This is a genomic window from Flavobacterium lipolyticum (assembly GCF_020905335.1).
Lineage (GTDB): Bacteria > Bacteroidota > Bacteroidia > Flavobacteriales > Flavobacteriaceae > Flavobacterium > Flavobacterium lipolyticum.
The window spans coordinates 1,493,460-1,513,769 of the sequence record NZ_JAJJMN010000001.1; the positions used below are offsets into that span (position 1 = coordinate 1,493,460).

The 20,310-nt window shown below is 37.4% G+C and carries 14 protein-coding genes and 1 tRNA gene; 9 read left to right on the forward strand and 6 right to left on the reverse strand.

Annotated elements, in window-relative coordinates; genetic code table 11:
• Positions 1 to 32: 32 nt before the first annotated feature.
• From LNQ34_RS06700 to LNQ34_RS06720, 5 genes are all read right to left on the reverse strand, one after another.
• The gene (locus LNQ34_RS06700; RefSeq protein WP_229999022.1) at positions 33 to 617 is read right to left on the reverse strand and encodes a hypothetical protein; all 585 of its coding nucleotides are present in this window, start codon (positions 615 to 617) and stop codon (positions 33 to 35) included.
• Positions 618 to 714: 97 nt separating this feature from the next.
• Positions 715 to 788, reverse strand: a tRNA-Ile gene (locus LNQ34_RS06705).
• Positions 789 to 935: 147 nt separating this feature from the next.
• Positions 936 to 1,340 (reverse strand): methylmalonyl-CoA epimerase, encoded by a 405-nt coding sequence (gene mce / locus LNQ34_RS06710; RefSeq protein WP_017497728.1) that lies wholly within the window; start codon positions 1,338 to 1,340, stop codon positions 936 to 938.
• A 22-nt stretch (positions 1,341 to 1,362) separates the two neighbouring features.
• A complete protein-coding gene (locus LNQ34_RS06715) occupies positions 1,363 to 3,720 on the reverse strand; it encodes a hypothetical protein (protein WP_229999023.1) in 2,358 nt (785 codons plus the stop codon).
• On the reverse strand, positions 3,680 to 4,684 hold the full coding sequence (locus LNQ34_RS06720; RefSeq protein ID WP_229999024.1) for a hypothetical protein: 1,005 nt from the start codon (positions 4,682 to 4,684) through the stop codon (positions 3,680 to 3,682). The genes LNQ34_RS06715 and LNQ34_RS06720 overlap by 41 nt, the downstream gene beginning before the upstream one ends.
• A 173-nt stretch (positions 4,685 to 4,857) precedes the next feature.
• Between LNQ34_RS06720 and LNQ34_RS06725 the strand changes: the two genes are divergently transcribed.
• Positions 4,858 to 6,552 carry an Ig-like domain-containing domain gene (locus LNQ34_RS06725; RefSeq protein WP_230000581.1) on the forward strand — a complete coding sequence of 565 codons (1,695 nt, stop codon included), beginning with the start codon at positions 4,858 to 4,860 and terminating at the stop codon, positions 6,550 to 6,552.
• A gap of 24 nt (positions 6,553 to 6,576) precedes the next feature.
• The gene (locus LNQ34_RS06730; protein ID WP_229999025.1) at positions 6,577 to 7,020 is read left to right on the forward strand and encodes a cytochrome c oxidase assembly factor Coa1 family protein; all 444 of its coding nucleotides are present in this window, start codon (positions 6,577 to 6,579) and stop codon (positions 7,018 to 7,020) included.
• A 15-nt stretch (positions 7,021 to 7,035) separates the two neighbouring features.
• Here the strand turns inward: LNQ34_RS06730 and LNQ34_RS06735 are convergent, their stop codons facing one another.
• Positions 7,036 to 7,803, reverse strand: a complete 768-nt coding sequence (locus LNQ34_RS06735) for a nitrilase family protein (RefSeq protein WP_229999026.1) — start codon at positions 7,801 to 7,803, stop codon at positions 7,036 to 7,038.
• Between the two features lie 239 nt (positions 7,804 to 8,042).
• On the opposite strand from LNQ34_RS06735, the gene LNQ34_RS23425 reads away from it, so the two are divergent.
• The 7 genes from LNQ34_RS23425 to LNQ34_RS06765 all read left to right on the forward strand — a co-directional run bounded on the left by LNQ34_RS23425 (position 8,043) and on the right by LNQ34_RS06765 (position 20,189).
• Positions 8,043 to 8,171, forward strand: a complete 129-nt coding sequence (locus tag LNQ34_RS23425) for a hypothetical protein (RefSeq protein ID WP_255664212.1) — start codon at positions 8,043 to 8,045, stop codon at positions 8,169 to 8,171.
• Between the two features lie 158 nt (positions 8,172 to 8,329).
• The gene (locus LNQ34_RS06740) at positions 8,330 to 11,566 is read left to right on the forward strand and encodes a SusC/RagA family TonB-linked outer membrane protein (RefSeq protein ID WP_229999027.1); all 3,237 of its coding nucleotides are present in this window, start codon (positions 8,330 to 8,332) and stop codon (positions 11,564 to 11,566) included.
• Between the two features lie 18 nt (positions 11,567 to 11,584).
• Positions 11,585 to 13,087, forward strand: coding sequence for a SusD/RagB family nutrient-binding outer membrane lipoprotein (locus tag LNQ34_RS06745; protein WP_202700598.1), 1,503 nt, complete (start codon positions 11,585 to 11,587; stop codon positions 13,085 to 13,087).
• A gap of 365 nt (positions 13,088 to 13,452) precedes the next feature.
• On the forward strand, positions 13,453 to 16,608 hold the full coding sequence (locus tag LNQ34_RS06750) for a SusC/RagA family TonB-linked outer membrane protein (RefSeq protein WP_229999028.1): 3,156 nt from the start codon (positions 13,453 to 13,455) through the stop codon (positions 16,606 to 16,608).
• Positions 16,609 to 16,642: 34 nt separating this feature from the next.
• A complete protein-coding gene (locus tag LNQ34_RS06755; protein ID WP_229999029.1) occupies positions 16,643 to 18,175 on the forward strand; it encodes a SusD/RagB family nutrient-binding outer membrane lipoprotein in 1,533 nt (510 codons plus the stop codon).
• A 222-nt stretch (positions 18,176 to 18,397) separates the two neighbouring features.
• On the forward strand, positions 18,398 to 19,717 hold the full coding sequence (locus LNQ34_RS06760) for a GntP family permease (RefSeq protein ID WP_202700595.1): 1,320 nt from the start codon (positions 18,398 to 18,400) through the stop codon (positions 19,715 to 19,717).
• Positions 19,718 to 19,721: 4 nt separating this feature from the next.
• Positions 19,722 to 20,189 (forward strand): RidA family protein, encoded by a 468-nt coding sequence (locus LNQ34_RS06765; protein WP_017497717.1) that lies wholly within the window; start codon positions 19,722 to 19,724, stop codon positions 20,187 to 20,189.
• The last annotated feature ends 121 nt before the right edge of the window (positions 20,190 to 20,310 follow it).

Genomic DNA, 20,310 nt, shown 5'->3' on the forward strand with positions numbered 1-20,310 from the left:
GTTCATGAACGCGACGTTCCGTCGGCAGAAGATCACTTATGAACAATGTCCCAGCTCTCTATTAAATAAGTATCTAATAATCCTTTTCTAGCTTTAGCCACGAATAAATAATCCTGATAACTTTTATTAATATAAATATCGGACATTATTTTTCGATGAGCATAAATAATAGACACTTCGCCTTTATAGCTATAATAAAAACAACTATTTTTCGAATAATCAGACAATCCTGTTATTTCACATTTAATAAGTTCTATTGCATTTCTTTTCGAATAATACCTATTATACAAATTAAAAGGAATTAAAACGATTCCACTTAAAAAGAAAGAAATAATTAAAATTTTGAATATATATAAAAAAGTAAAAATTGCTTTATCAATCTTATCTCGTAAATCTTTAAAATCATTGATGGTTATCTGTAAATTTCTTACAACAATAACAACCAATATTATCCAGAAAAGCGAATTAAACAAATAGTTCGGATACCCTATTGTTTTCTCTTCAGTTACAATGTAAATCCAAAATAAAACCAGGGCAATTGCAAACCTTAGCACTTCATAAGATTTACTTTTTTTACCTATTTTACTCTGCCCTTGTCTTCTTTTTCTACTCTTCATTTATTAATTTTAACTACACCCTACCGGTATCCTCCATACACAATCGATGTTTAAAAACAAAAAAGCCTCTACATTGCTGTAAAGGCTTGAATTTCTGTGGTCCCACCTGGGCTCGAACCAGGGACCACCTGATTATGAGTCAGGTGCTCTAACCAGCTGAGCTATAGGACCGGTTTGAGGATGCAATATTACTACTATTTTTCATTCACTCCAAATATTTTGGGAGATGATTTGCATTTAATTTCAAACAACCCCTTGTGTTTCCTAAAACACAATTGATTTTCAACTGCTTATTTCGAATCCCAAAAAGAAAATTTTTTATTTAATTTCCTGACAAAGCTCGACCAAAACGCCATTTGTGTTCTTTGGATGTAAAAAAACCACTAATTTATTATCGGCTCCCTTTTTAGGAACGTCGTTAATCAGCACGAAACCTTCGTTTTTCAAACGGGCGATTTCGGCATGAATGTCTTCGACATCAAAAGCGATATGATGAATTCCTTCTCCCTTTTTCTCCAGAAACTTTGCAATAGGACTTTCGGGATTCGTCGCCACCAAAAGTTCAATCTTATTGGTTCCAGTTTGAAAGAACGAGGTTAAAACCCCTTCACTTTCTACCGACTCCATTTTATAGGACGGAACGCCCAGTAATTTTTCGAACAGCACATTGGCGTCCTCCATATTCTTCACGGCAATTCCGATATGCTCAATTTTATTTACCATAACCTCTAAATTTTAATTTCAATTATTGATTTACATACGTATTAAAGTAACCGCATTCGGCAATAACATCCTGATAATACTTCGTATCCGAATAGTCTTTCTGCAGCGCTTTAAAACCGCTCCAGGCAATAAAATTAATCTTATCATCGTCGGCTTCCCACCAGTTTTTAAGGTTGTTGTACTTATTATTGTAATATTCGTTTCGTTCGCATTTGGCCAGCATATAAATACATTTTGCTTTTTGCTCTTTTGTTGTGGCCGCTTCCAACGCTTTTTGATAGTACATTTTAGGAAGATCACAATTGGTTATCATTCGCTTCATCGAATCCCTGAAAGAATACGGACTTGAGCCGTAACCTATAATCGTGATTTCATAAAAAGTTCTTCCGTTTCCGAAATGGGTAATATTGTAAAAGGCATTACCCAACAACAAGCTATTCGTGTACACGTCTTCTTTTTGAGCCAGTTTACCCTGCATTTCCTTTATGGTTGTCAGGAAATCCATAAAAGTATATTTTCTTTTCTGATACGCCGTGTGATCGCAGTCGTGACAGTCTTTTATATTTCCGTTAAACGGATTCCCCAAAAACTTGCTGTATTGAACCGAATCGGTTTGTTTCATGTACTCAATAGCTTCCGGTATTTTATTTTTAAAGGTTGCCTGAACCGCCTGAAAATTATTAATATCCTTCAATTTCAAACTATAAATCCCTGCTCCGATACTTTCAATTTCAGATTTATTCGATTTAGACAAAAAAGCTTTCATGTCCAATAAAACTTTTTCATTGTCATAGAATGAATTTCCATCGTTCCAATAACTGTAGCGCGATTCGCCATAAATTTCGGCCATTACCGGATTCCCCTTTTCTCTGTACAGCGTTGACAAATAACTTCTGCTCCAGGAAGAAGCATTCTGATAACGGAATTCCTGCCCTTTGTAATTCTTTGGAAGTTCAAAATACAACCAGTTTAAATCGGCGAGGATTGTTTTTTCGTTTTTATCCGTAAGTTTATCAATTTTGCTCAAATTATTTACAAAACGAAGCAAACGCAATTGCATTCCTGCCAGTTCTGTTTTAGGAAGCGTTTTCACCGCCTTATCAAAATTCTTATCTGCATTGGCATAATCTCCTTTTAACGTCTGCAAATACCCCAGAGACAAATCCCATAAGTAAGGTCGGTCTGTATTTCCAGCTGCCGAAATTTTAGCGATTAAATCCAATGTTTTTTGATCCACCTTCACCTGATTTTCGGTTTTGTTTTCAGCCACACTAAGTTTCTTCATAGGCTGATTTTCTCCTCCATCCTTCTGAAACGAATTGTTTATCGCTTCCTCTTGTCTGTTCACTAATCGTGTTGCCAGATAATTCAAATGTTCGCTTTTAGGATCTAATTCATAGATCTTTTCAATGGACTTTTTTTCGTCTTTGTAATACCCACGAACAGCCCAAAGCGCTGCTTTTTCTTTATTATTTTTAGCCATCGTCAATGCTTTATTCCAGTCGGTTTCATTTTTTGGACTAAAACAATAAGCCGTAACGGTTCTCAATTCCGGGCATTTATCAAAAACCTGTGCGTACAAATAGTTTGAAGCTGCATATTTATTTTGCTTGTGATTCACTCCTGCCACGTAGGAAAGTCCACGGTAATACAGCACATTTTTAGGAACCGATTTTTCTGTTTTATTAAAAAAATCAACGGCTTTTTGTTTGTTGTTGCTGTAAAAACGAGCTTTCATGGTCAAAAACCAATATCTGTTTTTCAGGAAAGGATCCGAAGTCGTATTGTACACATTCTCGATAGACTGAATCATTTTGGCATCGTTGAACGTTTTGGCCACCACCGGATCGTAACTCCAATAATCTCTGTTGATAGAAACGGTTTCTATTTTTTGTGCCAGATACAAAAACTCGACAAAGCTTTTCACTTTACCATCCTTCAGCGAAATCTTTTTCCCCCACTTCAAAGAGGATTTATTTTCCTTTTTGCTTTTATAATACACATGAAGATCTTTGATCTCTTCCTTGTTTTTTATCGCACTTTTATTCTCCGAGTAATAATCCGGTTTTTCATCTCCAATTAAAAAATAATTAACGGTAGTGGTATCGATTTTCCCTTTAAGATAGGTTCCCCAATCGGACTTAATATCTTTATTGAAACGGGAATTGTGCTCGGTATCAAAACCAATTCCGTAGAAAATTCCACCCGACAGGAAAAGCGGTCTATACGAATTGTCTGCAAAAGTTTCGGGAGTAAAATTAGAACTGTACGATCCAAAATAATCCCAATCGCCATCTGCACAGGCATAAATTACTCCGTATGCAAAAAGTAAAACCGCACTAGAAACAAGAAATAACTTGTTCAAAAATATTCTTTTCATAGTTTTTTAAATTGAATTCGTCTAAATCGTAAAATATAATTTCTTTGGGCTGCTGTGCGGTATTCTCGCTCAGTTCTTCCGCCATTTGTTTTAAATCTGCTGCCGAAATGGCCTCCATTTTTAAGAGGTCATTTTCTTCATAAAAAACGCCATTCTTATAATTGGATTTTTTTGCTTTAAAAAAGATTCCGCTTAGTTGTTGAAAATTGGGATCTTTTTTGAGTTCCGCTACATTCATTTTAGAACGTAAACCAATTACTTTTTGGTTTCGGATATGAATTCCCCACGAATATATCGGCAAGGCAAAATCAAGATGCATCGGATACTTTTTCAGGCTTTTTAAATAGCGTTCTGCAATTTTCTGATCGTATATCGAATTTAAGGAATCAGGAGCAATTGACCCCATGTTGTAGTACATCAAAACTCCGGAATCTACGTTCGGAATTTTAGTTTTCTTAAAATATTTCACCTGATGCAAGCGAATTGTTGCAGAGAGTTTTTTTCCGGAAAGCTTTTTAACACTCTCCATAAATTTAAGATAGTTGTCTTTACTTTTAAGGGTCCAGTCGCAATCGATCTGAATTTCCTGAGATGTAATTTTGTTCTTCGTGCTGATTTCTTCAATCAAACGAACTGTTTTCTGTGCCAGATCCTCCACATCAAGAGAAGAAGACAACATCACTTTGTTTTGAATAAATACTACGGGTACAATTTCGAACTTGGTTACCGCATCCTGAAAACGAATCGGACTAAGCGGAATGGGCTGTTTGGTCTCGGGATGCTGCCCAATATCAAAATACCTAACATAAAGCTTCGTGACTTCATTGTCCTTCAAAGCAAGCTTCTCCGTTTCAGATAATTTCAGAATGGTTTTCCAGTAATAAAAAGCAACAACCGGCTTTTCATTCTTACTACAGGAAATCAGAAAAAGAATCAGGAAACCAATAAAAAATCTTTTGATCAAAACTTAGGAGAAATTATATTTTAACCCAAAAGTAAGAAATTATATGCTGTTATAGTTTTGAAATTTAAAAAAAAGAACCGTCAGCGAAAGCTGTAAATCCTAATAAATGGCTAAAAAGTTTCAATTAAAGCAAATATAATTGTTATTTTGTGCAATCAAATTCAGAAACCGTTATGTTGAAAAACAACTTTAGATATATTGCATTTTTACTGATCTTTTTTATGTTAAGCTGTGCCAAACGCGGCAGCATTACCGGCGGACTAAAAGACACACTGGCACCGGTATTGAAATACAGCTCGCCTAAAAATTTCAGCACTAATTTTAAAGGCAACGAAATTATTCTGGGATTTGACGAGTATGTAAAACTTAAAAACCTCAACAAACAGCTTATTATTTCACCGCCAATGAAACATGAGCCATTGATTTTACCTACCACAGCGAGCAAAGTGATTACTATTAAAATAAAGGACACTTTACAGCCTAACACTACCTACAGTTTTAACTTCGGACAAAGTATAGCAGACAACAACGAAGGAAACTCGATAAACCAATTCAAATATGTCTTTTCAACAGGTTCTTCTATTGATTCGCTTTCGATAAGCGGACAAATTAAAGATGCTTATGAGAAAAATGTAGATAATTTTGTTTCGGTAATGCTTTATGAAGTAAACGACACCTATAAAGATTCCTTAATTTACAAGCAAAGCCCACGCTACATCACCAATACACTGGACAGTTTACGTACTTTCAAACTAGAAAATTTAAAGGCCGGAAAATACCTGCTGATGGCCCTGAAAGACAAAGGAAACAACAACAGATACAACCCTAAAGATGATAAAATCGGTTTTATCAAACACTATATTACCGTTCCGAACGACACTGTTTTTGAATTGGAACTGTTTAAGGAGGTACTTCCATTTAAAGCTGTAAAACCTGTACAAGCCTCAGGAAACAGACTGTACCTTCCTTATGAAGGCAAACAAAACTTTAAACTTTCGAAACCTAAAGTGGTCCTGAAACACGGGAACGAAACCATGGAAACCATTGTTACCGCATTTCCGAAAAAAGATTCCCTGCAAATTTGGTATAAACCCCTAAAAGCTAAAGCAGATTCTCTAGCAGTGGAGGTTAGTAAAGAAAAATACAACAAAAGATTTAGTGTAAAGATTAAAGACCAAAAGAAAGACACTTTAAACATAACCGCTGTTCAAAACGGGACCATCAATTTCCGTGATCGATTTACCTTAGAATCGGCTACTCCGCTGGTAAAATTTGACAAATCCAAAATCAGACTGGTTAACAAAGATTCGACTGCTGTAGATTTTACGACAGAATACGATGAATTTGAGCAAAAACTCTATGTTGATTTCAAAAAAGAGCCTGTCGAAAAATACAGCATAACATTTTTCCCGGGCGCACTAACTGATTTTTACGAAAAATCCAATGACACTCTGGCCATTAAACTAAGCACAAAAGAACCTGCCGATTATGGAAACCTGGTTCTGAACCTAAAAAATGTAAAACGTTTCCCCATTATTGTTGAAGCAACTAACGCAAAAGGGGATGTTGTATACGCCAGTGATTACTCTGAAGGCAAGACTAAAATGGAATTCAATTTATTAGTCCCTGATAAATTTACGATTCGAATAATCTACGACGACAATAAGAACAGAATCTACGACTCCGGAGATTTCCTGAATAAAAAGTACGCTGAAGAAGTCTTTTATTACCAAACTGCTGTAGATGTCCGCACCAATTGGGATGTCGATCAGGCTATTGATTTAAGCGTCCCGTTCAATCCTGAAGTAGAGAAAAAACAGGCAGAAAAAAAGAAAAAAGACGAGGAGAAAAAAAGGAAAGCCTTTTAAATTTTAATAGCTGAGCGCAGCGCTATGGAAAACGATTGGATTGAAAAAGAAAACTGGTTCAAAAGAAACTGGAAATGGTTTTTACCTTCCGCCTTCCTATGTCTGTTTTTAATTGGATTTTTGGCCGCTTCAACCTCTCCCGAAGGCATCACCGATATCGCCAAAGCTTATTCAGACGAGCTGCTTTTTGAAAAAGCAATTGAAAAAGCGAATAAAAATCCAAGCATACTTGAAAATATCGGCACAATTGAACCCATCGACAAACTGGCTATTCTGGAAGGAAACGTTAGGTATTCCAACCATCATAATACCGTCAACTTATCGGTAAGAGTCAACGGAGCCAAAAGAAAGGGTAAATTAAACATTTCTGCCTTCAAAAAAGGAACAGTATGGGCGTACCAAAAAATTACTGTCCGCGCCAAAAATCCTGAAACCGAAATTATCGTCTTAGAAGAACCTCAAAAATAAGCTTTCGAATTAGAATCAAAGATCGATTCTAAACACATCTTTGTCGCTTAAAAAATCAAGTTTTTTTCGGGTTTCTAACATAGTGTTCTTATCCAGTTCCACCACAAAAACATCTTCGGTCTCCTGTGGTTCGAGAATATAATTTCCTAAAAAATCAACCGCTTGCGAATGCCCAATATGTTCAAAATTATTGGCATCCAGTCCTACTCTGTTCACCCCAATTACATAACTTAGATTCTCGATCGCACGAGCCTTAAGCAAAGCATCCCAGGCGTTAGTTCTTACTTTAGGCCAGTTGGCGACATACAGTAGTAAATCGTAGTTCTCTACATTTCGGGCAAAAACGGGAAATCTCAAATCATAACAAACCTGCAGGCAAATCTTCCAATCCAAATAATTCACAATTACTTTTTCATCTCCTTTGGTATAAAACTGATCTTCTCCTGCTAGCGAAAACAAATGGCGTTTGTTGTAATATTGAATTTCACCTGACGGAAAAACAAATACCATTCGATTGTAATACTTCTCGTTCTCCACAATAACAAGACTTCCCACAATAGCTGCTTTTTTTTGTTTCGCCAAAGACTGTATCCAGGAGATCGTTTCTCCCTGCATTGTTTCGGCAACTGCGGCGGCATTCATGGTAAATCCCGTTGAAAACATCTCCGGCAGCACGATCAGATTAACGTCAGTATCGATTGTATTGATTTTGGATTCGAATTGCTTTCTGTTCTCTGAAGCATTCTCCCAGTAAAGATTGGATTGTATAAGTGCGATTTTCATATGGTAAAAATACCTTTTTTTTAAACAAAAAGTCTAAATAAGATTTGAGTTTCACAAACCCTCCTACAAAGAGCTACAAACCCAGTAAATATCGGATTTTTCAGAATAAAAAAACATTATCTGAAAAAATTATGCAAAAATCTTGCACAATTTATGCGAAAATATTGCTAACAATGAATATAATTTATATATATTTGACCGCTGATTAAAAAACACAACACCTTAAAAAACACTTAATTATGAAAAAACACCCCGTTTTAAAGGGCACACCGCCAACAATGATTCTTACAAATAGTCACGAATCATTTGCAATAAAAAAGCAAAACACTAAAATACCACAAGCAGATTCCTTATTCTTTAAAGCGTAATACTAAAGCTACAGTAAAGACCACAACTGTAGTAAAAGCAACAGGATTCTATTTCTAATAATTCGTCTTCAGGAAACGAATTAAGAAACTCTTTCACCTCACCAGTGAAACAAAAAAACAATCAATCAATAAACCTCAACTAACTAAAAACCCAAAGAATGAAACAAACTATTTTATTATTTATGTTCTTTTTTGCGCTGCAGGTCACCCAGGCGCAAGTAAAAACCATCAAAGGAACAGTGACCGACACTAATGGCATCTCGATACCGGGAGCATCCATAAGCATAAAAGAAGAAAAAAGAGGTACTACAACCGATTTTGACGGTAAATTCTCTATCGACGTACAAGAAGGAAAAACACTGACGATCTCTTTTTTAGGATTAGAACCTCAAAATATTCTTGTAGGCAATTCTAACAACCTCAACATAAAACTAAAAGAAGCTGCAGCAACAGCCCTTTCCGGTGTGGTAGTTACTGCATTAGGCCTAAAAAGAGAAAGAAAGGAACTGGGCTATTCTTTTCAGGACGTAAAAGGAAAAGATTTGGCGGACAATCCCACAATAAGTGTTGCCCAATCTTTGTATGGAAAAGTGGCGGGTGTTAACATTTCTCAAACCACAGGAGGTATTGGAGGCAGTTCCAGAATTGTAATAAGAGGGAACCGATCTATAAGCGGAGACAACCAGCCCCTTTATGTTGTAGACGGAGTTACCTTGGGAAACACCGGACTTGGAAGCATAACAGACAATAAATCGACCAGATACTCCGAAGGAAGAGACAATGGAGATGGATTGTCCAGTATAAATACAGATGACATTGAAAATATTTCTGTGCTAAAAGGAGGAGCTGCCAGTGCTCTTTACGGAGAACGTGGCGCCAATGGTGTCATTGTTATTACTACCAAAAAAGGAAAAAGAAACTCTTTGAAAGTCGATTGGAACAGCACTACTACTTTTGACCAAATCAATTCAAGATACAAAGACTACCAAAAAGAATATGGCACAGGAACAAATGGAACACTGCCAAATACTGATGAAATCGCAAATGGACGAAATGCTACTACCAGCGCCTGGGGTCCACGATTCGGATCTCCCGGCAACACTTCAGTTCGAATCTTTGACGGATCCTACAAACCTTACGAATACATGAAAAACAACTTTAAAGATTTTTTCAGAACAGCCGTAACCGTAAACAACAGCATTAGTCTTTCAGGCGGTGGAGATAATACCACCTTCAGATTAAACTATTCCAATATTGATGCTACAGATATCGTTCCTAAAACCGGTCTTAAACGAAATACATTCACATTAGGTGTCAATTCTCAAATCAAAAAACTGACATTAGATGCCAAATTCAATTACATTACAGAAAACACCAACAACAGACCCGCCCTTTCAGACGATGCCGGCAATCTTGGATTGACAGTAACCTCACTCGCACCAAACTTCAATCAAGCCTGGTTAAAAAATTATGAAGATCCAAACGGCAACTACTATCAATGGAACTCCGACCCAAATAAATTAAATCCTTACTTTGTATTAGACGAAAACAAAAATGTAACCGAAAAACACCGAATATTAGGGAATTTCAGCGCAACCTATGCCTTTACCGATTGGCTAAGCGCTACCGGAAGAGCAGGAATTGATCGATTTACATTTGAAAGTTCTGATTTTGTCAACGAAGGAACCACCTGGACTGCAAGGCAGAATGGATCTTTAATCAACAGCAGTACAACCTTTCAGGAATACAACGCCGAAGCCTTATTAAATGCTCAGAAATCGTTCGGCGATTTTAATCTGTCAGTGGGCGTTGGTGCTAACCAAAGAAACACCCAAAGAATTGTTTCGGGGGTAGCTCTTTCGGACATGTTTTTTAATGGAGTAAACAAACAATCTAACTTTCTATCCTCAGTCTTAAGTCCGAAAACAAATGATGAAATATTAGTACGCTCTTTATACACCTACGTGAGAGCCAATTACAAAAACTATTTATTCCTTGATTTTACGGGACGTAACGACTGGAACTCAACTCTGGCCTCAGCCATAACCTCTCTTGATAATAATAACTATTCCTATTTTTATCCGTCTGTATCTTCCAGTTTTATTTTTACTGATGGATTGGACATTAAGAATGACGTGTTAACTTTTGGAAAGATCAGAGCCTCCTGGGCAACTACCGCAAAAGCACTGGAAGCTCCATACGCCACTTTATTAAATTACAACATACAAGCCAAACCTTTGTTAGGAAACCCTATCGGTTCGATTAACAATAATATTATTCCAAACAACAACCTAAAACCAGAACTTACCACCAGCTACGAAGCCGGAATTGATTTAGGATTCTTTAAAAATCGCTTACAAGTTGATTTATCGTATTACTACACCAGAACAAAAAATCAACTGATTGTATTAAACACCTCACAAGCTTCCGGTTTTGTTGGCGTTAATGCAAACGCGGGTACGGTTGAAAACAAAGGTTTTGAAGCCTTAATAACCGCCGGAATTTTCAGAAAACCAGATGGCTTTAATTGGGACATCACCTTCAATTTTGCTAAAAATGACAACAAATTAATCGAGCTAACAGACAAAACCGACCTACAAGTGATCTCGAATGCAAGATGGGCCGGAGCTCAAATTGTTGCAAAAGTCGGACAAAGTACTACAGAGATTTACGGTAAAAAATTCCAAAGATCTCCTGATGGACAAATTCTTATAGGAGCAAACGGAAATCCTCTGTTGACATCAACTTTGGAAAGCTTTGGAAAAGCGGCACCTGATTGGGTTGGAGGGGTTACCAATGAGTTCTCCTACAAAGGAATTAGTCTTAGAGCCAATCTTGACATGAAATTTGGAGGCAAACTATACTCCATGACTAACGCTAACGCTGCTGCTGCAGGACTGTCCAGCAGAACTCTTGACGGAAGAGATGAATTTAATGCGTGGTTTGCGCAGCAGATCGCCTCCGGAAAAACACCAGCAGATATCGCTAAATTACAACCTGGTGCGGGACTTATTGTAGACGGTGTAAATGAAGTTAGAGACACTAACGGTAATGTAACCGGATACAAAGACAACACCACACCGGTGAATCCGCAAACTTACTGGAGAAGCTTATATGGAGACGATACCACACCGGAACCCTTTATTTATGATGCCTCTTATGTTAAACTAAGAGAACTCTCTATAGGTTATGATTTTCCAAAAAAATGGTTAAAAGGTACCGGGTTTGAAAGATTTAAATTCTCTGTTATTGCCCGAAATTTATGGACTATTTACTCTAAAGTCCCAAACATTGATCCGGAATCAACTTACACAAGCGGTAATGGACAAGGTTTCGAATACGGCTCTTTACCTTACAGAAGGTCTTACGGCTTTAACCTACAATTATCATTCTAATCTTTTAACTGCATCGAAATGAAAAAACATATATTACAACTAACAAAATATGCGCTAGGCTTGCTTCTAATGCTTACCGTAACTAACTGTGCTGACGATGAACTTTTCAGAGAAACAAACACCAACCCTGAAGGCTTTCAAACCATTGAACCTTACACTCAGATAACCGGAATACAAGCCGGTTTATCCGGTGGCTGGTTTGAGCAATGGAGAGCCAACCTTATATATGGAGAAGGTTTTATTCAACATCTTGGCGGATCATGGAGCGTCGCCAACTATGGCTCTTTTTATATTTCTAACAGAGAATATCAAGACGCTCTTTGGTTTTCAAACTATGGAGGCGGAATCGTGCGAAACTTAACAGATGTTCTGGAAAGAACAAAAGGAAAACCAGAATACACCAACTTAAATGCTGTTGCAAAAACACTGAAAGTTATGGTATATCAACGCTTAACCGATTTGTATGGAGATGTTCCCTATTCTGAAGCAGGCTTTGGCGATTTGCAGAAAATTTTCTATCCGAAATACGACAGTCAGAAAGACATTTATACCGATTTTTTTAAAGTACTAGACGAAGCACAAAGTCAATTACAATCTGGAACTGATGCAATAAAAGGAGATCTCTTTTACGAAGGCAATGTCTCGAAGTGGAAAAAAATGATCAATTCCTTACGATTACGCATTGCTATGAGAATTTCAAAAGTAGACCCGGCATTAGCGAAAGAACAAATCAAAAAAGCGGTTACCAATGGCATCTTTACAAGCAACGACGACAACTGCTACATGAAACACGACTCCACCCTTCCGGAAACAGTTGGTGCTTTTAACAATGGAAACGGACTTTCTCAAGCCTTAAAGGGTTCCGGAGGCGTATACGATCATCCTACCATCACAATATTAAATATCCTAAAAGATGATCCAAGAAAAAACATATGGTTCAGAGTAAATCCGAAAGGCGTTTACGAAGGCATTAATCCGAATGATTACAGATGGGACCACAAACCTGATAGTGACGCTTTATCAACCATTCAACCTTATTTATACGAAAACAGTGCCCCATATCTGCATCTTACTTATTCAGAAACACAATTACTTCTGGCAGAAGCTTCTTTCAGAGGACTCCACCCGGGCGACACAAAAGATTATTACAAAAAAGGAATCGAAGCCGGTATCAGACAATGGGTTATTTTTAAAGACGCCAGCATTATCAACAACAATGCTATTACTTCTTTTCTTGCTACTAAAAGTCTTACCCCTGGAAAAGAATTGGAAGAAATTGCCACACAACAATGGCTCACTTTATTCTTAAACGGAATGGAAGCTTATAGCAATTACAGAAGAACAAACTTCCCCGTGATGATAAAAATTACTCGTGCAGACTCTGAAACCCGAGGTATTATGCCTACAAGAATACCCTATCCGGTGGAAGAATCGACCAACAACCGAGAAAACTTTTTGGCCGCCAGTGCCAAATACAACAACAACAGCTGGCTGGCTAAAGTTTGGTGGGATGTAGATTAAACCGCTAAACCCTAACCCAACACCACTCCTTTCATGTTGATCCTAATACCATTCGTAATTTATATTGAATTATGAATGGTATTTTTTTAGGCTTTTCCGATCAAAAACAAGCAAAATCACCCGTTCATACCCTTCTAAAAATACGAATTTTAAGATTAAAACGAATTCTTTCCCTAAAAACTCATTCTGCAAAATTTTCTCAGAACACCTTTAGAAACCTCATTTCTTTTGGATTATAAAAACACTTCAGAAAAAAATATTGCAAAAAAAATGCACTTTATGCAAAAAAAATGCAAATGAATAAAAATTATCTATATATTTGATCGCCAATAAAAACCAAAATAAAACATGAAAACCAAAGTATTATGAAAGCAAAGCTAATTTCATTAGTATTTATTGGGGGAGTAATCTTCTCAGTAAATGCAAAAGAGACTGCAATTAAAACGCACCTCTTTGAACAAAAAAGCAGTCAGATTGAAATTTCGGGCCAGGTCATTGGTCAGGACGATGGAATGCCAATTGCCGGAGCTACTATTTATGCTAAAAGCAATTCGAAAACAGCTACTATAACCGATGAAACAGGAAAATTTAAACTAAATGTTCCGGAAAATGAAACTCACATCATCATTTCTTACATGGGCTATGGAACTTTAGAGTATAAACTAGATAAGGTCACAGATGTAGTAATAAGTTTAAAACCTGCCGAAAATGTACTGGAGCAGGTATTAGTAACCGCATTAGGGGTTAAAAAAAGTAACAAAGCAGTTGCCTATGCTGTTACCGAATTAAAAGGAACTGAATTCACCAAGGCAAAAGAAACCAATATCACAAACGCTTTAGTAGGTAAAATTGCCGGGGTAAACGTAAGCAGCTCTGCAACAGGCGCAAACGGATCAACCAGGGTGATCATTCGTGGAAATGGTTCCCTAAACGGAAACAACCAGCCCATGTATGTGGTAAACGACTTACCAATTGACAATACACAACTCAATCTGCCTGGAACCGGAAACGGAGCAGGCTCACCAAGAATGAACGTCGATAGAGGTGACGGTACCTCAGTTATCAATCCCGATGACATTAAAAGCATCACGGTATTAAAAGGAGGAACTGCAGCTGCTCTTTATGGAGCAAATGCTGCCAATGGTGTAATTCTTATTCAAACCAAAAGAGGAGGCGCACAAAAGGGTATCGGTGTAGAACTCAATTCCTCTTATACTTTTGAAACCCCGGCTGTGATCCCGGACTGGCAGTACGAGTACGGAGCCGGAGATGCAGGACAAAAACCATTAACGAAAGAAAAAGCTATAGAATTTGGTCGCTGGTCGTGGGGAGCAAAAATAGACGGAACTGATGTTATTCAATTTGACGGAGTAAAAAGACCTTATGTTGCTCAAAAAAACAACATCAAAAACTTCTACGAAACCGGAACAACATTTATCAATTCGATCGCACTTTCAGGAGGAAACGAAAAAGCCTCAGGACGTCTTTCCTTCTCTAATACAGACAACCAGTCTATTGTACCAAATTCTGATTTCAACCGTAAAAGTGTCAACATTGCCAGCAATGTAAACTTAACCAATTGGTTAAAATTTGATGTAGTCGCACAATACAATATAGAGAAATCAAACAACAGAATTACGGTTTCCGATGCAGAAGCCAACCCGAACTGGGCCACCTATCTGCTTGCTAACACTGTAGACATTAGAAATCTTTCACCTGGTTATGACGAAAACGGTAAAGAAATAGCATGGAATCCTGTTCCGGTTGCAACAAACCCTTACTTCACCATCAATAAAATCAAAAACAGGGACACTAAAAATCGTTTCCTTGGAATGTTAAACGTAAAATTAAACTTTACACCCGAACTATTTCTTCAGGGAAGAATTGGACAGGATTACACAGATTACGATTACTTTGGATACATTCCAAAGACAAGCTTAAACAATCCAATTGGATACGCACAAGGTTCCCGCGTAAAGCTGTCAAACCTGAACTCAGAAGCTATACTAAACTATACCAAAAAGAACTTGTATAAAGATTTTTCTCTGAATGCATTACTTGGAGTAAACTCCCGTACAACCTTACGCGATGAAGTAAGCCTTGAGGGCTCAAATTTTGTCCTTGATGATTTTTTCGCTCCAACCAATTTTACTACTTTATCGTATACTTATCCTTATGGAAAAACAAAAACAAACTCTGTTTATGCTTCCGCAGATCTGGATTACAAAAATGTAATTTTCCTAAACGTTACAGGACGTCAGGATTGGTTTTCAACCCTATCTAAAGAAAACAATAAAGTGTTCTACCCCTCCATAGGAACAAGTATCATTCTTTCTGATATTGTAAAAATGCCGGAGTGGATTTCATTTACAAAACTGAGATCTTCATGGGCCCAGGTTGGAGGTGCTACACCAGATCCATACGCCCTAAATCGATCGTATTCAATGGTTCAGGGAGGACACAAAAACCAACATGTACAAGTCCCTACAGGAACAAGAGTACCAAATCCTACATTAAGCCCCTTAACTTCAACAACCTTTGAAATTGGAACCGATATGGGCTTCTTTAACAATCGTTTGAATGTTGACTTTGCCTGGTACAACCGTGCTACCACAAATGACATTGTGCAAACGACCATTTCAAATGCATCAGGTGCAAATACGGCTTTGCTAAACATTGGAAAAATGAGAAATAAAGGAGTCGAATTATTAATTAGCAGTAAAATCATAAACAATAGTAATTTCTCCTGGGACGCAAGTATCAACGGAGCCTATAACAAAAATACCGTTGAAGCACTTACAGATCAATTAAACTCGATTACGATGGCAATTTCTGTAAACGATTATGCCCTTATTACGAGTGACGTAGGACGCCCTTACAGCACTATTAAAGGGTATAAACCGCTTAAAGATGCAAACGGAAATACTGTTTACAATGTAAGTGGCAATACCGCAACCGTAGCAAGAGGTCCGCTTCAGGAGCTGGGACAGGGTGTTCATCCTTGGACAGCAGGACTTAATAATGAATTTAAATACAAAAACATATCTTTAAGCTTCCTGATCGACGGTAAATTTGGTGGTAGTTTATACTCCGGAACTGATTTATATGGAACCCGTATGGGATTAACCAAATTAACACTTGAAGGTCGTGAAAACGGCTTACCAATTAAGGGTGTTGATACTAAAGGAAATCCGGTAGATATGGTAATTGCTCCTAAAGACCTTAGAAATTATTATGATGGTCTAAAAAACATTTCATCAGAATTTGTCTACGATGCAAGCTTTATAAAACTAAGACAAGTTATTATTGGATATCAATTCCCTATTGAAAAAATAAGCAGTTTATCAAAACTTCAAAGTATATCCATTTCTTTCATAGCAAGAAACTTATTCATTCTTTACAAAAAGACTCCAAACGTAGACCCGGAATCTGTATTTAGTGCCGGAAATGCTCAGGGTATAGAACAATTTGGAGTTCCGAGAACCAGAAGTTTCGGTTTAAATTTAAATGTTAAATTTTAAACACCCCCTATCCCTAATTTTTAAACTAAAAGACATGAAAAAGATAACCCTATTATACATTTCAGGCATACTGTTGGGTTGCATGACAGCGTGCACCAAAGATTTTGAAGAAATTAACACTAATCCCAATGCCGTTGAAAAACCAAATCCTAATTTTATTTTCAGCAGAGCTCAAATTGACGGCCTAGCTAATAATTATTTTTTCACTAACATGCTTGAATGTGGCGGAATGCTGCAACATTATGCTACTTACAAAGAAGTCTCCGGAGTGGGTGATAAATACTTAGATGGAGAAAAATACTATTCCGGTTACTTTAATCAGGCATACCCAACAGCATTAAATGAAACTGAAATCGTAATTAATGCCGTAAAAGATACGCCGAACGACAGCAACAAACTTAATATCGCCCGAATCTGGAAAGTTTTTTTATATCATAAAATTACAGATTTGTACGGAAGTATTCCCTACTCTCAAGCAGTACAGGCATACACTACAAATCTACTTCTTCCAAAATATGACTCGCAGGAATTCATCTATAAAGATTTATTAAAAGAGCTTGATGAAGCTGCGACTGCACTGGATCCAGCGAAACCGAGTTTCGGTACTGCTGATTTTATCTATAACGGAAATGTTGCCAAATGGAAGAAATTCTCTTACTCCCTAATGCTTCGCTTAGGCTTGCGTTTAACTAAAGTGGATCCCGCTTTATCAAAAACCTGGGTTACCAAAGCCATTGCAGGCGGAGTAATCGTTAATGGAGCAGACAATGCCATCATGAACTATACCGACGGCCCAAATAACTTCAACAGAAACCCCGTTGCTTTTGACTCAAGAACCGGAGATTATGCAAGCGGATCATACGGTCAAGCTAATACTGAGGGAGGCAAACTAGCCAAAACTTTCATTGACTTATTAAAAACTACCGCTGACCCGCGAATCAGTGTTTACGCCGGAGTTTGGCAAGGAACTATACAAAATACTAACCCGGCCGTGCAGAAAGGTTTCCCAAATGGAACCACAACAGCATTAGCACCATTAGAGCAAGCCACTTATTCTGAGCCAAATCAAAATACCATTTTAAGATTCGATGCTCCGCTGGTATTAATAAGCAATGCCGAAACTAATTTATATCTGGCCGAAGCTGCTGCAAGAGGATGGTACACCGCCGAAACTGATAAGGACTTATATGAAAAAGGAGTGAAAGCATCTTTCCTAAATATGGGAATTTATGGAACATCCTACGCCATTACAGATGCAACTCCTTATTTAACGGCTAATCCTTATAACGCAACAGGGACTTTTGAAGCCAAAATGAATCAAATTCATACCCAGGTTTATGTAGCTTTATTTGTGGACGAACAGGAAATTTATGCCAATTGGAGAAGAACCGGATACCCTGTTTTAACTCCCGTAAATTTCCCTGGAAATGTAACAAATGGCACAATACCAAGGCGTCTTAGATATCCAACCAGTGAATATTCAGTAAATACAACTAACTTAGCAGAAGCGGTTAAACAACAAGGACCTGATACTTTTACTACAAGAATCTGGTGGGATAAACAATAAAAATCCATTGCTATAATTAATTTAAACACATAGAGACATAGATCCTGTAATCCTAAAAAGATGTTTCACTTGCATTAATACGCATCCCGATGCATCGGGACTATGTTTTAAAAGCTAACTTTTTTTTGTTATTCTTTTATTAAGTAAAAAAATCTATGTTGCTATGTGTTTAATCAATTTTATACGAATTACACTCTGCGGAGTTACTAATACAACAGATAAATGAGCATTTTAATTCTTACGGCATGCATTGCGTTTCTAATCGTCCAGATCGCCTGGTTTAAAATCAATCCGTTTATTGCCTTTATCATAACAGCTTTACTAGCAGGTCTTTTTTTAGGCCTGCCAATAAATACTTTATCACAAACTGTACAAAAAGGTTTGGGCGAAATGTTAGGATCTATTACGCTGATTATTGTTTTCGGAACCTGTATTGGTAAACTTACCGTTTCATCAGGCGCCGCCAATGTTATTGCCAAAACGGTTATGGGATGGACGGGTAAAAAATACGTTCGCCTTGGCTTAATGATTACCGGATTTATTGTTGGGATACCTCTATTTTATAGTGTTGGTTTTGTTTTGTTAGTACCCTTAATCTTCTCAGTAGCCCATCAATTTAAGCTGTCAAAAGTATATCTGGGTATTCCAATGCTGGCGTCGCTTTCAGTAGCACACGGTTTCTTACCCCCACATCCGTCTCCAATGGCTTTAAGCAGTATTTTTAATGCCGATCTTGGACTCGTTTTAGTTTATGGAATTATCATCGCCATACCAACCATTTTTATTGCAGGTCTATTGTTTTCGAATTTACTCAAAAACATCAAAACCGAATCGGATCACGAAATCTTAAACGTTGAAGAAGTTGCAAACGAAGGCAAACTTCCAAGCTTTTCATTGAGTCTGTTCTCTGCTTTATTTCCGGTTTTTGGATTAACAGTGACTTCGATAGCACCTATGATTTCTAAAAATGAAACTCTGGCTGATATCTGCAAAACAATTGGAGAACCAAGCATGATTATGCTGATCTCTTTACTGATCTGTACTTACACTTTAGGCATCAGAATGAACCGCAGCATTACCTCAGTAATGGAGGACTATGCCGTTGCGATCAAAGATGTTGCCTTAATCGTTTTAATTGTTGGAGGGGCCGGCGGTCTGAAAGAAGTCATGATTGTAAGCGGTGTAAACGAAACCATCGTTACAGCTTTAACACAAATCAACATTCATCCTTATTTATTGGCATGGATGATGGCAGCGATCATTCGTGTTTGCGTAGGTTCAGCAACAGCGGCCGGACTAATGACCGCCACGGTTCTATTGCCTTTATTGCAAACTGCCGGACTTGACCCTAACCTATTAGTACTGTCTGTTGGAGCAGGAAGTTTAATGTGCTCTCACGTAAACGACCCAAGCTTTTGGATGTTCAAAGAATATTTTAACATCAGCCTGAAAGATACTTTCAAATCATGGACCGTTATGGAATCCTTAGTATCCGTTTTAGGAATCATTTTCATTTTTATTTTAAACACTATAATACATTAATATCATGAATTTATTACCACAAGAAAAATTTGAAACCCTTGGATTGTCCCTTCCTCCGGCGCCTCAGCCTCTAGGAATATACAAGCCCTATTTAGTTGATGGTAAATATTTATACCTTTCAGGTCACGGGCCTGTAAGAGACGACAAATCCTTAATCATTGGCCGAATTGGTGATGACATGGACATCGAAGAAGGAAAATTAGCCGCAAGGCAAGTCGGATTAACCATGCTTTCTACAATTGTAACCAATTTTGGAAGCCTGAACAAAGTAAAAAAAGTTATAAAAGTACTCGGAATGGTAAACTGCAATGGCGAGTTCTTAAGACATCCATACGTTATAAACGGCTGCAGTGAATTATTTGCCGAAGTATGGGGACCCGAAAACGGAATTGGAGTACGAAGCGCCGTAGGAATGGGCTCTTTACCGGACAATATTCCCGTTGAAGTAGAAGCCGTTTTCGAATTATATTAAAAAGTTATGTCACAGATTTTAATGATTAAATTGATTTTTTTGTTTGCAACGAATTTCACGAATTAGCACGAATTAATTTTTCACGTACTGATTTGCGAAAATTAGTGAAATTCGTGGCGAA

Excerpts from the sequence above, each read along its gene's own strand:
- LNQ34_RS06700 (WP_229999022.1), bottom strand. The coding sequence starts at position 617 with ATGAAGAGTAGAAAAAGAAGACAAGGGCAGAGTAAAATAGGTAAAAAA.
- mce (WP_017497728.1), bottom strand. The coding sequence starts at position 1,340 with ATGGTAAATAAAATTGAGCATATCGGAATTGCCGTGAAGAATATGGAG.
- LNQ34_RS06715 (WP_229999023.1), bottom strand. The coding sequence starts at position 3,720 with ATGAAAAGAATATTTTTGAACAAGTTATTTCTTGTTTCTAGTGCGGTT.
- LNQ34_RS06725 (WP_230000581.1), top strand. The coding sequence starts at position 4,858 with ATGTTGAAAAACAACTTTAGATATATTGCATTTTTACTGATCTTTTTT.
- LNQ34_RS06730 (WP_229999025.1), top strand. The coding sequence starts at position 6,577 with ATGGAAAACGATTGGATTGAAAAAGAAAACTGGTTCAAAAGAAACTGG.
- LNQ34_RS06735 (WP_229999026.1), bottom strand. The coding sequence starts at position 7,803 with ATGAAAATCGCACTTATACAATCCAATCTTTACTGGGAGAATGCTTCA.
- LNQ34_RS23425 (WP_255664212.1), top strand. The coding sequence starts at position 8,043 with ATGAAAAAACACCCCGTTTTAAAGGGCACACCGCCAACAATGATTCTT.
- LNQ34_RS06740 (WP_229999027.1), top strand. The coding sequence starts at position 8,330 with ATGAAACAAACTATTTTATTATTTATGTTCTTTTTTGCGCTGCAGGTC.
- LNQ34_RS06745 (WP_202700598.1), top strand. The coding sequence starts at position 11,585 with ATGAAAAAACATATATTACAACTAACAAAATATGCGCTAGGCTTGCTT.
- LNQ34_RS06750 (WP_229999028.1), top strand. The coding sequence starts at position 13,453 with ATGAAAGCAAAGCTAATTTCATTAGTATTTATTGGGGGAGTAATCTTC.
- LNQ34_RS06755 (WP_229999029.1), top strand. The coding sequence starts at position 16,643 with ATGAAAAAGATAACCCTATTATACATTTCAGGCATACTGTTGGGTTGC.
- LNQ34_RS06760 (WP_202700595.1), top strand. The coding sequence starts at position 18,398 with ATGAGCATTTTAATTCTTACGGCATGCATTGCGTTTCTAATCGTCCAG.
- LNQ34_RS06765 (WP_017497717.1), top strand. The coding sequence starts at position 19,722 with ATGAATTTATTACCACAAGAAAAATTTGAAACCCTTGGATTGTCCCTT.